We start from the raw sequence: 11,870 nt of genomic DNA on the forward strand, positions 1-11,870 counted from the left end.
AGCAAGGAAGGCGTCGGCTGCAGGAGAGAAGGCCTGCGCTTTTTTCCAGACCAGTACAGTACCTGAATCCATAGAAGGTGAAAGGGGAATGAAGCACATTCCCGGATATTGGCAAGCCATATCAAGTGTCAGAACGCAGCTGCCGTTCTCCCGGGCTAACATGGCCAGATTATATAAAAGATTTCCGCTGGCTGTGATTTGCAGATTTTCCCCATAGGAGCCGAACCAGTTACGCAATTCGTTCTGCAGATTTTCCCGACCGGGCAGAATCAGAGGCATGTTCGCCAGGTCTGCGGGCGAAACAGTCTCTTTTTCTGCCAGAGGAGAGTCTACGCTGACAAACGCCCCCCATTGTTCGCGGACGGGCGTTCGAATGAAGCTGTATTTTACAATATCTACTGGCTCCTGCAAAAGGCCGACGTCTAAAAGCCCCCGCTCCAGCCGCTCTTTGATATTGTCGGAGTTTCCACTGTAGAAGGTAAACTGAACAAGGGGATTTTCCTTTTGAAAACCTGAAATCAGGCGCGCCAGAAATTGGGAGCTTCGAAGCTCCCCGCTTCCAATGGATATGATTCCTGCCAGCTCATCCTGCTTGTGCAGGAAATCATCTTTTGTTTTATCAGCCAGAGCTACGATTTCCTCTGCTCGACGGCGCAAAAGCATTCCGTCCTCTGTCAGGACGATCCGATGCCTGCTGCGGCGGAAGAGCTGTACGCCCAGCTCCTCCTCCAGCTGCATCAGCTGTCTGGACAGGGTAGGCTGAGTCAGATGAAGCAGAGTGGCGGCTTTTGTAATGTTCTCTTCTCTGGCTGCCATCAGGAAGTATTTCAAAACACGGATTTCCATATTGAATCCTCCTTTGTTTTAAAATATCACGCATATGCTCAAAAATCAATATATTGACTCTTCAAATGCTTTTTAGCTATTAAAAAAAGGCCAGCTTGTATTTTGAGGAGCTGATATGGTTGATAGGCTGATATTTTGGAACCTATACAAAAAATGTATGGATAAGGATAAAAGATAAGTATTAGCCACTGGATGAGATCCGCTTTATAATAGGGCCAGAAAATAAAAAGCAACGGGAGGTATGATGGATGAAAAAAATACTTTCGATTTTATCAGCCGCAGCAATGGTTTTTTCGCTTACGGCTTGTGGAATGCCGGGGGAAACACAGACAAATGCTTCGGAATCCTCGGACGGCGTCACTGCTGTAACGGAGGAGGCTGTTTTAGATAACAGTGTGTCGGAAAGCAATGATCACGGCATGGACACAGAAGAAGCAGAATCCATGGAACAGTCTGGCGATACGGATACCACAAATATTTTGGTGGCTTATTTTTCCTGGGCGGACAACGCTGTTTTGGCGGATGATGTGGATGCTGTTGCTTCCCCCAGCGTCATTCCGCCAGGAAACGTACAGCAGCTGGCGGGCTGGGTGCAGGAGGAAACAGGAGGGCATCTGTTTTCCATTCAGGTGACGGACCCCTACCCCAGCGACTGGGATGAATGCCTTGCCCGCGCCAATCAGGAACGAGGCGATGACGCACGCCCCCAGCTGGAAGAGAGCGTGGAGAATCTGGAGAGCTATGATGTGGTTTTCCTGGGGTATCCTAATTGGTGGTATGGCGTGCCTATGGCGCTGCTTTCCTTCCTGGAGCAGAATGATCTTTCGGGCAAGCAGGTCTACCTGTTTTGCTCCCATGGCACCGGCGGCCTTGCAAACAGCGGGGGACTTATAACCGAAGCTTCGCCGGAAGCCATTATCTCTGATAACATCTTTGATTGCTATGAAGAGGAGGCTGCGTCATCGGAAGAAGCTGTAAAAGCCTGGGTAGATGAGCTTGGATATGCCTGCCGGACGGAAGCAGAGGAGGAAGATAAAGCTATGACAGAGCGTCAGATATCGGTGCGGTCTGGAGATGCCGAAGTTATTTATAGGCTTAATGATGGCAATGCCGCAGATTCTCTTTATGAGATGCTGCCCTTAACAGTAGAGGTGGAGGATTACAGTACCAACGAGAAGATTTTTTATCCGCCCGAAGAACTTGCATGTGTAGAAACACCACTTGCAATGTCGGATACAGAAGGAGGGGCATTAGCTTATTATGAGCCCTGGGGCAATGTGGTAATGTTTTATGACGGATATAATGAAAACTCCGCTTTATATGAATTAGGACATGTGGTTTCCGGCATGGAAAATATCGGCCGGATGTCGGGGATGATCACTATTACGGTTGTAGAATAATAGAATTTTTGAGCGGCTAAAGAGATGGAAAGAAAGCGTAATTATGAATAGGAAAGAACGTACAGAACAGAAAACGCAGGAACTGTTTCACAGCCATGCAGCCGGGAATGAAGGTCCCGATCCGGAGTTTATGCAGATTTTACAGGGATATATTTTTGGAGATGTGTGCTACACAGGGAGTCTGGACAATCGGATACGGGAACTTGTTACGATTACTACGCTTACGGTGCTTAGCACACTCCCCCAGTTAAAAGCTCATGTTCAGGCGGGACTTAACGTCGGATGCACGCCGGTGGAGATCCGGGAGGCCATATACCAGTGCGCGCCTTTTATCGGATTCCCTAAGACCCTCAATGCCATCAGCACCATGAACGAGGTCTTCACGGAAAATGGCATAAAACTGCCTCTGCCGGAGCAAGGCACGGTGTCGACCGATGAGGAACGGTATGAGAAAGGGCTGGCTATTCAGGCTCCCGTTTACGGAGATGAAATCGCGGATCGGTATACCTATCTTCCTGGAGACTTTGCGCAGGCCGTGCCCCGGTTCCTGACGGAACTGTGCTTTGGGGATTTTAACACCCGTACCGGGCTGGACGGAAAGCTCCGTGAACTGCTCACAGTGGTACATGCCAGCGGCTATATGGGGATTCCCCGTCTGTTTAATGCCTTAAATGCCTGTAAAGACCTGTTGGCAGAGGAAGAATAAATCGAAAAACAAAATTGGAGGAAATGAACATGGAATTAAAACAATTACCGAAAATCGCTCTGGGCGCCTGGGCCTGGGGAAATGATGGAACATTTGGCGGGAGTCTGACCGACGCGGATCTGCGTCCGGTGTTTGACGCGGCCAGGAAAGTCGGGCTGAATCTCTGGGATACCGCTTATGCTTATGGCATGGGCGCTTCTGAGAAAGTTCTGGGCGAGTTTTTGCGCACCGTACCTCGTGACAGCTATCTTATTTCGGATAAGTTCACGCCTCAGTGCGCGGATCCCAATGCGGAAAATGCTGTAACCGCTATGTATGAAACCAGCGCCAAACTGCTGGGTACTGACTATATAGATATTTACTGGATCCATAATCCGGTGGGTGCGCCGGAGTGGACAAGGAAACTGATTCCTCTGGCGAAGACCGGCAAGATTGGCCGCATCGGCCTTTCCAACCACAACCTGGCGGAGATCAAAGAAGCCGCTGCCATTCTGGAGGCCGAAGGATTGAAGATCGCTGCCATCCAGAACCATTACAGTCTGTTAAACCGCTCTTCCGAGACCTCCGGCATCCTGGATTACTGCAAAGAGAACGGCATCACGTTCTTCTCTTATATGGTGCTGGAACAGGGCGCATTGACCGGTAAGTACGATACCGGGCATCCTTTCCCGGCTGACTCTGACCGCGGCGCGGTGTATAACCCTATGCTTCCCCAGTTGGAGAAACTGAATGCCGGTTTGAAAGAAATCGCTGATAAACATGGGGTTGCCATCGCTCAGCTGCCGGTAGCCTGGGCCATCGCCAAAGGCACCTTGCCGATTATCGGAGTGACCAAAGTGTATCAGGTAGAGGATGCAGCAAAAGCTGCCGCTGTGGAGTTGACTGTTGATGAGATGGAAACCATGGAACAGCTGGCCGGCGAGACGCCATTGAACGTCATCCGCTACTGGGAAAAAGAAATGAAGTAAGGAGGCGGACCGGAAATGAAAATTGTTGTATTAGAGGGCAGCCCGAACAAGAAAGGCTCTACCCACCTGCTGGCGGACTGTTTCCGCCAGGGGGCAGAAGAAGCAGGTCATACCGTCGAACTGATTGATGTAACTCACGCAGATATCCATCCCTGCACCGGCTGTATCCACTGTGGTTATGAAGGTCCCTGTGTGCAGAAGGATGATGTGGAAAGCATCCGCAGGAAAATCCTGGATGCTGATATGATGGTATTTGCCACTCCTCTTTATTATTACGGTATGTCCGCCCAGCTTAAGACCATGATCGACCGGTTCTGCGCCTTTAACAGCTCCATCCAGCGTAAGCACATGAAATCCGCTCTGCTGACTGTTGCCTGGAATAGCGACAACTGGACATTTGAGGCCCTGGAAGCCCATTATAAGACGTTGGTGCGGTATCTGAATCTTACGGATATGGGTATGGTGCTGGGATATGGCTGTGGAAGCTCGTCTATGACCAAGCACTCGGAATATCCGCAGCAGGCGTATCATTTGGGGAACGGACTGAAGTAGGGAGGATTGTACATATTGCTGAAAGAACGTATCGATGTTCATGGGCATTATTTTCCACCGGCATATCAGAAATTGCTGCGACGCCACAACGTAGACCTTTTGGATGGCGTGAAAGCCCCTGTCTGGTCTATTGAACGGCAGTGGGAATATATGGGGCAGAACTGGCAAAACAGTATCCGGATAAATTCGCACCTCTGGCAAGTTTACCCTTACCGGAGATTCAGGAATCCATTCAGGAGATTCGTTATAGTCGGCCGACACTGGTAACTATCCATCCAACATTACCTTGGAATAATATTTCAGGAATAGCTGAAGAACTTCCTGGCCCTGTGATGGAATATTTCTTTGAAACGACCAGGACAGTAGTCAATCTTCTTTTAAAAGGCACATTGCGCAAATATCCGAATCTTCGGTTTATCGTACCCCACGGCGGCGCATTTTTAACGATTCTTTCAGATCGGCTTATTCCATTAGCTGGACTGCTGTTATTTGACCTTTTACGGATGGTTACAAACGAGTCCCATCTTTTATATGGAAGCGACAGCCCGTTTACTCTTCTTCCGGTGTGCGTGAGTCAGGCAGAACAGATGGATCAAAAATCAAACGACACTTTAGCAGAACAAATCTATCAAAACAACCCAAAACTGCTCTTTAAAGAAGTGGGAATATTGGGTTAAGACATAATGGAGAAAATCAATATGCCAGTAATTACATTAGAAGCAGCTCAGTTAAGCAAGGAGCAGAAACAACAGTTGGCAAAAGAATTTACCGCAAGTGCTGCCAGGATTATGAAGATGCCGGAAGAGGCATTCTCTGTAACTTTGTAGAAAAGGAGGCCCTTTTGTAATGGAAACAGTTAAATTGAGTAACGGTGTGATGATGCCAATGGAAGGATTTGGGGTTTTTCAGATCCCAGAGGAAACCTGTGAACGGGTGGTGAAAGATGCCATTTCTACTGGGTACCGCCTGATCGACACAGCCAGTTCCTATCAAAATGAAAAGGCTGTGGGCAGGGCAATCCAAAGCAGCGGTGTTCCGAGGGAAGAACTGTTTATTACAACTAAGGCCTATATTCAGCAGATGGGCTATGAGAAAACAAAAGAAGCCTTTCAGGAATCTTTGAGCAATCTGGGACTTACCTATTTAGATTTATATTTGATCCATATGCCTTTTGGAGATTATTATGGCTCCTGGCGTGCATTGGAAGAACTGTACCAGGAAGGAAAGATTCGGGCCATTGGCGTGTGTAATTTCCTGCCCGACCGTCTGCTGGACCTGTGCTATAACGCAAAAATCCTGCCGCAGGTCAATCAGATCGAGCGCCATCCTCACTATCAGCGTATGGAAGAACTTTCCCTGATGCAGGAGATGAATGTACAGCCGGAGGCGTGGGCTCCCTTTGCGGAAGGCCTGAAGGGAATGTTTACCGAACCGGTACTATTAGAGACAGCAAAAAAGTATGGGAAGACGCCGGCTCAAGTCATCCTGCGCTGGAATGTGCAGCAAGGTGTCATTGTGATTCCAAAATCGGTTCACAAAGAGCGGATGGAGGAGAATTTGGACATCTGGGATTTTCATCTGGACAAAGAGGATATGGAGAAAATCACAGCCATTGATAAAGACTGTCCCTCCATGCTGGATACCCGGAAGATCAGCGAAGTGAAACGGGTGTATGACTATTTGAACAACCCTGTGCTGACCAGCTTGTAATGGTTGAAAGGAGAAATGTTTTATGATGAATATTGAAGTAAACGGCACGAATATCCAGGTTAAGCTGTATGACAACAGCTCTGCAGAGGCAGTAAAGGAATTGTTGAAGAAAGGGCCATTGACTATTTCCATGAAGGACTATGCCCATATGGAAAAGTTCGGCAGCTTTGGCGTACAGCTGCCTGCCAATGATGAGCATATCACCACAGAGGCTGGCGATGTGATTTTATCGGAAGGAAACCTGTTAGTCATCTATTATGCACCGAACACATGGACCTTTACCCGACTTGGCAAGGTGCAGAACCTGTCGGCATCTGAACTGAAAAAGGTTCTGGGAAAGGGCGATATCACAGCAACATTGACATTAAGTGACGAGTAAAAGTTAATACGGGGGGAGACTTTTTTTGATACTGCCGAGGTTTATGGCCCCTATACCAGTGAGGAAATTCCGGGAGAAGCGCTGCATTGGGGAATGAGCGAGGCGTTGACTCGTACCATTCGGAAAGCCCATGCCTTGCTCCCACTCACAGCCGTTCAGAACGAGTATTCTATGTGGTATCGAAATGTGGAAAAAGAAATGCTTCCCGTATTGGAGGAATTAGGAATTGGCCTGGTATGTTTCTGCCCTCTTGGACGCGGATACTTGACCGGCAAATTAAATCAGACTGTTTTCTCGTCTCAGGCCAAAGAAAAGGGATGTACCATGGCACAGCTGGCTCTTGCATGGATTCTTGCCAAACGCCCATGGATTGTCTCAATTCCGGGTACGACAGAGCTGCACCGATTGGAGGAGAATATCGGTGCGGCCCGCTTGAAATTTACGCCGGATGACTGACGGACTTGAACGAAAAGAAGAAGGGAAAATCCGGCATTTTGGGATTTCTTTCCATGACCGGGCGGAAATTCTGGAGCAAATTCTGACGGAGTATCCCCAGATTGAGGTGGTTCAAATCCAGTTTAATTATCTGGATTATGACGACCCGGCAGTAGAGAGCAGAAAATGTTATGAGGTATGCCGCAAATTTGGCAAACCTGTTCTGGTTATGGAACCGATAAAGGGAGGAAGCCTGGTCAACCTTCCGGAAGAAGCAAAGGAGGTGCTTACTCAGCTGAACGGCGGAAGCCCGGCAAGTTATGCGCTGCGGTTTGCGGCAGGATTTGAGGGCATCCGAATGGTACTGTCCGGCATGAGCAATCTTGAGCAGATGAAGGATAATCTTGACTGTATGAAGGATTTCCAACCTCTTTCCCAGGTGGAAATGGCGGCCATTGAAAAGGTAAAGGATATTTTTCATTCCAAACATTTGATCCCCTGCACGGCCTGCCGTTATTGTACCGCAGGCTGCCCGAAACAAATCCCGATCCCTGACTTGTTTGCCTGTATGAATATGGAAAAACTTTTTCAGGGATGGAGCGCAGGATTTTATTACAATAATCAGACGGCGAACAGAGGCAAGGCATCTGATTGTGTGAAGTGCGGAAAATGTGAAAAGATTTGCCCGCAGCATCTGCCTATCCGTGCTTTGTTGGAGGATGTGGCAAAAGAGTTTGAAAAGTAACAGATTATAGCAGGAGATGAAAGATGAATGTATTGGTAATAAACGGAAGCCCACGGGTAAAGGGAAATTCAGATTTGCTGTGTGATGAATTTATTCGGGGAGCCAAAGAAGCCGGCAGCCAGGTTGAAAAAGTATCACTCCGGGAAAAACAAATCTTTCCATGCAAGGCATGTTATGCTTGCTTTAAAACCGGATCCTGCGTTCAGAAGGATGATATGGAAGAGATCCTGAAAAAGGCAGAGGAAGCTGATGTACTGGTTCTCGCATCGCCTACTTATTTTTTGACCATGAGCGGTCAGATGAAGATTATGATTGACCGGCTGCTTCCCAAGTGGCAGGGGCTGGGAGGGAAGAAAGCCTATGTTATTGTAACGGGACATGACGGAAAACGAGGATTACAGAGAACTGCGGATGATCTGCTGTTTATTTTAGAAAATTTGGGAAACCGTGTTCAGCAGGTAATCTGGGGAGAGCATGTCTGGCAGAAGGGTGAAGTGATCGGAACAAAAGCAATGGAAGAAGCATATCAGGCCGGGAAACATATAAATTTTTAATTGGCCACTTTAAACAGAAAATTTATCAGATAAATGATAAGGAAAAATCTGCGAAAAACAGCAGCAGGAAGTACTCTGATTGATATGCTTCCTGTTGCTGTTTTATACTGCTTAATTTTGAAAAATTAATTGTTCAAAGGGCGGTCATTTGATGGTTGAGAGGGGGGAGAGTGGATAGGGGGGAGGGTAATTAAAACATACAAAAAACACATGGATAATAATAAAAGACAAGTATTTTACATGGAAAAGTATATTGCATATACTTAAGTTACAAGGTAATGAATTGTTGAGGAAATGAGAATGACTGAGTTTGAACAGAAACAAAGCGGGCGAATCTATGATGCCAGGGATATGGAATTGAGAAAGCAGCAAAATCATGCAAAAGATCTGATGCGGCAGTCAAGACACAGACAAGGCCCGTACATATCGGTGACTATGTTTGGATTGGAGGAGGCAGCATCATCCTCCCGGGAGTAACAATTGGCAGCAATGTAGTTATCGGTGCAGGAAGTGTGGTAACGGAATCCATTCCGGATAACGCCATTGTCTGCGGTAATCCTTGCAAAATTCTTAAATGGAATGTGTCAGCAGTTCAAATAGATCATCCAGGCAATAAAAGAGCAAATGCCTGTTGATTAATAAAAAGAAAGGAAAATAATTATGAAAAAAATAGTATCTCTTATGTTATCTGCAGTCTTGATTTTTTCACTTGCCGCCTGCGGCACACAAGGCTCTCAGAATTCATCACCAAATGAAAATGAGGTGACTGAGTCTTCAGTTGATTCTTCAGAATCCGGCACAGATACTTCTGAAGAAATTTCTGCGGAGGCTGCCACAGAGGAACCAACAGAAGGAACCAGCGGGATTTTGGTTGCCTATTTCTCCTGGTCCGGCAATACAGAACAGATGGCCCAGATGATTCAGGAAGAAACAGGGGCTGACCTATTTGAAATCGAGCCTGCCACGCCTTATACCGATGATTATGATACGCTCCTGGATGTTGCCCAGCAGGAACAGGCGGACAATGCCCGCCCGGAAGTGGCTTCACAGGTGGAAAACTGGGACAGCTATGATGTGGTGTTTGTAGGTTATCCTGACTGGTGGAGTGATGCTCCCATGTTGATCTACTCCTTCCTTGAATCCGATGATTGGGAAGGAAAAACGCTCATTCCTTTCTGTACCAGCGGAGGCAGCGGCTTTGGGCGCAGCTTGGAGAAACTGCCCGACAGCGCGCCGGGAGCTGAGGTACTGGAAGGGCTTCACGTTTCCGGAAGCAGCGTAGACAGTGCGGGGGAGGAAGTAGCAGACTGGATCAGCAGTCTTGGCATGGAATGATGCAAAAGGGAAGGAGAGGAAACCAGTGAGGCCCAAAGCGATGATTAAAATTGTAGTAGACATTCTGATGACACTGGCCCTGCTGTTCTTAATGGGGTATCAGTTCTGGGGGGATGCGGCCCATGAATGGGTAGGAGCAGGGATGTTTCTCCTGTTCATTGCTCATCATATTCTCAACGGAAACTGGCATAAAAATCTGCTTCATGGAAGGTATTCCCCATCCCGGCTTTTTATGCTGGTCATCGATGCTATGGTCTTTCTATCCATGCTCGGGCTGATGATCAGCGGAATCATGCTTTCCAACCATGTATTCGCATTTTTGGGAATTCGCGGTGGGATGTCCTTTGCCAGACTGCTGCATATGGCCTCCTCTTATTGGGGATTTGTTCTGATGTCGCTGCATTTGGGGCTTCACTGGGGAATGCTGCTGGGAATGATGAAAAGGGTGTGGAAACCGGAAGGGGATTTTAAGAAGGGAAAGATCATATTTCCTGTCCTGGGAGCGGTGATTGCGCTCTATGGACTAACCGTATTTATCCGGCGGAATCTTCTTACCTATATGCTGCTGCGCACCCAATTTGTATTTCTGGATTTTAATGAACCGGTTCCCCTATTTTATTTGGATTATCTCGCAATGATGGGGACGTTTATTTTCCTGGCTTACTACGCTTCCCGCTTTTTTCGCGGGATGTCCGGGAAAAATCAACAATCGCGTTAACCATAGGGCAGGATAAAAAAGATTAAAGGAGGTTATTCATGAAAAGACGACTTTCCATTGGATTGGCATTGATGTTATGTGCGGCTTCGCTGGCGGGGTGCGCGGCGAATGAACCGGATGTTTCTTTGGGAAGCACGCTTGCTGAGCCCACTCAGACAGAAACGGCAAACACAGAATCAAAGCAGGAACCCGTAGAGTCTGTCCAAGAGGAAACACAGCAGGAAACGCCGGCGCCTGCAGATGAGGCATCGGTTTCGGAAGAAGAACCGGTTGTATATATGACAACGGATATCAGCCCGGAGGGGCTGATGGCAATCTATGAAGCCCTTGGCGCGCAGCTGCCGGAAGGAAATATTGCCGTAAAGATCAGCACCGGCGAGACCGGCAGCAATTACCTGCGGCCAGAACTGATCGGCGGTCTGGTTCAGGCAGTGGGCGGCACCATCGTTGAGTGCAACACCGCCTACGGAGGGGAGCGGGCAAATACCGCCTATCATATGCAGCTTGCCGAAGACCATGGGTATACAGCCATTGCCGATGTAGATATTATGGATGCCGACGGTTCCATGACATTGCCGGTAACCGGCGGAACGCATCTTACGGAAAATTATGTGGGTTCCCATTTTGAGAACTATGATTATTTCATTGTGCTCTCCCATTTTAAGGGGCACGCTATGGCAGGATTTGGCGGAGCGATTAAAAATATCTCAATAGGCATTGCTTCCTCTGACGGCAAGGCTCACATCCATTCCGGCGGAACCGGCGGCAGTATGTGGGGCGGTGATCAAAATGCTTTCCTGGAATCTATGGCGGAGGCAGGAAAGTCGGTGGCCGACTATATGGATGGGAATATGCTGTATATCAATGTGATGAACCGCCTGTCGGTGGACTGTGACTGCGATGGTAACCCCGCTGAGCCTGACATGCATGATATTGGCATCCTGGCATCCTTCGACCCTGTTGCGGTGGATCAGGCGTGCATTGACCTGGTTTATTCCGCGGAAGATGGAGCCTCCCTGATTCAGCGTATTGAGTCCCGCAACGGGCTGCTGACGCTGGAACATGCGGGAGAAATTGGGCTCGGAAGCCGCACCTATAATCTGGTAAGTATTGATGGATAAATGGATGATTGACAGAAAAAAATCGGGGTGCATTTGCCCGCAATCGTTTTTGCTTTTGGATTGATGCTGTCTTTAGCGGCCTGCTCCGCACAGGAAGCACAGGAGCCAATTCCTGGGAGAGTTCAGATATCGATGCAATTGCATCGGCCAGCATTACGTTAATGGACGGCGAAGCCAAAGGAAATGTGGAGGCCATGGCCCAAATGATTGGTTCTTTAACCGGCGGTGACCTTTTTTCAATCCGGACAGTGCAGAAGTATCCGGTGAATTACGATGAGTTGATCAATGTGGGCGGAGAGGAAAGAAGGGCGAATGCCCACCCGGAACTTGCTGCCCATGTAGAGAATATGGAATCCTATGACATAATTTTTCTGGGATACCCAACTGGTGGGCCTCCATTC

General features: G+C 48.1%; 17 protein-coding genes and 1 pseudogene. 17 read left to right on the forward strand and 1 reads right to left on the reverse strand.

Annotation, left to right across the window (positions count from 1 at the left end; genetic code table 11):
* Positions 1 to 846, reverse strand: an 846-nt coding sequence (locus AC1WIP_RS05060; RefSeq protein WP_481140797.1) for a LysR family transcriptional regulator, incomplete at its 3' end; no start/stop codon positions are given.
* A gap of 248 nt (positions 847 to 1,094) precedes the next feature.
* Here AC1WIP_RS05060 and AC1WIP_RS05065 point away from each other — a divergent pair.
* The 17 genes and pseudogenes from AC1WIP_RS05065 to AC1WIP_RS05145 all read left to right on the forward strand — a co-directional run.
* Complete coding sequence (locus tag AC1WIP_RS05065) at positions 1,095 to 2,246, forward strand: cyclophilin-like fold protein (RefSeq protein ID WP_481140798.1); 1,152 nt, start codon at positions 1,095 to 1,097, stop codon at positions 2,244 to 2,246.
* Between the two features lie 43 nt (positions 2,247 to 2,289).
* Positions 2,290 to 2,952, forward strand: coding sequence for a carboxymuconolactone decarboxylase family protein (locus AC1WIP_RS05070; RefSeq protein ID WP_481140799.1), 663 nt, complete (start codon positions 2,290 to 2,292; stop codon positions 2,950 to 2,952).
* Positions 2,953 to 2,981: 29 nt separating this feature from the next.
* Positions 2,982 to 3,920: an aldo/keto reductase gene (locus AC1WIP_RS05075; protein WP_481140800.1), complete on the forward strand. Its 939-nt coding sequence runs from the start codon at positions 2,982 to 2,984 to the stop codon at positions 3,918 to 3,920.
* A 15-nt stretch (positions 3,921 to 3,935) separates the two neighbouring features.
* Positions 3,936 to 4,472, forward strand: coding sequence for a flavodoxin family protein (locus tag AC1WIP_RS05080; RefSeq protein WP_481140801.1), 537 nt, complete (start codon positions 3,936 to 3,938; stop codon positions 4,470 to 4,472).
* A gap of 140 nt (positions 4,473 to 4,612) precedes the next feature.
* On the forward strand, positions 4,613 to 5,149 hold the full coding sequence (locus AC1WIP_RS05085; protein ID WP_481140802.1) for an amidohydrolase family protein: 537 nt from the start codon (positions 4,613 to 4,615) through the stop codon (positions 5,147 to 5,149).
* A 21-nt stretch (positions 5,150 to 5,170) separates the two neighbouring features.
* Positions 5,171 to 5,299, forward strand: a complete 129-nt coding sequence (locus tag AC1WIP_RS05090; protein WP_481140804.1) for a tautomerase family protein — start codon at positions 5,171 to 5,173, stop codon at positions 5,297 to 5,299.
* Positions 5,300 to 5,318: 19 nt separating this feature from the next.
* The gene (locus AC1WIP_RS05095; protein ID WP_481140805.1) at positions 5,319 to 6,182 is read left to right on the forward strand and encodes an aldo/keto reductase; all 864 of its coding nucleotides are present in this window, start codon (positions 5,319 to 5,321) and stop codon (positions 6,180 to 6,182) included.
* 22 nt (positions 6,183 to 6,204) lie between these two features.
* Positions 6,205 to 6,561, forward strand: a complete 357-nt coding sequence (locus tag AC1WIP_RS05100) for a cyclophilin-like fold protein (protein ID WP_481140806.1) — start codon at positions 6,205 to 6,207, stop codon at positions 6,559 to 6,561.
* 93 nt (positions 6,562 to 6,654) lie between these two features.
* Entirely contained in the window at positions 6,655 to 7,017 is a 363-nt protein-coding gene (locus AC1WIP_RS05105; RefSeq protein ID WP_481140807.1) for an aldo/keto reductase, read from the forward strand.
* Positions 7,010 to 7,741 (forward strand): aldo/keto reductase, encoded by a 732-nt coding sequence (locus AC1WIP_RS05110; RefSeq protein WP_481140808.1) that lies wholly within the window; start codon positions 7,010 to 7,012, stop codon positions 7,739 to 7,741. The genes AC1WIP_RS05105 and AC1WIP_RS05110 overlap by 8 nt, the downstream gene beginning before the upstream one ends.
* Before the next feature lie 23 nt (positions 7,742 to 7,764).
* Entirely contained in the window at positions 7,765 to 8,295 is a 531-nt protein-coding gene (locus AC1WIP_RS05115; protein WP_481140809.1) for a flavodoxin family protein, read from the forward strand.
* Positions 8,296 to 8,595: 300 nt separating this feature from the next.
* Positions 8,596 to 8,772 (forward strand): hypothetical protein, encoded by a 177-nt coding sequence (locus AC1WIP_RS05120; RefSeq protein ID WP_481140810.1) that lies wholly within the window; start codon positions 8,596 to 8,598, stop codon positions 8,770 to 8,772.
* Positions 8,697 to 8,930 (forward strand): annotated as a pseudogene (locus tag AC1WIP_RS05125) (DapH/DapD/GlmU-related protein); the annotation flags it as partial. The gene AC1WIP_RS05120 and the pseudogene AC1WIP_RS05125, both read left to right, overlap by 76 nt.
* A gap of 25 nt (positions 8,931 to 8,955) precedes the next feature.
* Complete coding sequence (locus AC1WIP_RS05130) at positions 8,956 to 9,630, forward strand: flavodoxin (protein ID WP_481140811.1); 675 nt, start codon at positions 8,956 to 8,958, stop codon at positions 9,628 to 9,630.
* 40 nt (positions 9,631 to 9,670) lie between these two features.
* On the forward strand, positions 9,671 to 10,348 hold the full coding sequence (locus tag AC1WIP_RS05135) for a DUF4405 domain-containing protein (protein WP_481140812.1): 678 nt from the start codon (positions 9,671 to 9,673) through the stop codon (positions 10,346 to 10,348).
* Positions 10,349 to 10,626: 278 nt separating this feature from the next.
* The gene (locus AC1WIP_RS05140; RefSeq protein WP_481140814.1) at positions 10,627 to 11,469 is read left to right on the forward strand and encodes a DUF362 domain-containing protein; all 843 of its coding nucleotides are present in this window, start codon (positions 10,627 to 10,629) and stop codon (positions 11,467 to 11,469) included.
* An 8-nt stretch (positions 11,470 to 11,477) separates the two neighbouring features.
* Positions 11,478 to 11,870, forward strand: a 393-nt coding sequence (locus tag AC1WIP_RS05145; RefSeq protein WP_481140813.1) for an NADPH-dependent FMN reductase family protein, incomplete at its 3' end; no start/stop codon positions are given.

The sequence above is a fragment of the Acetatifactor sp. genome, from assembly GCF_982438285.1.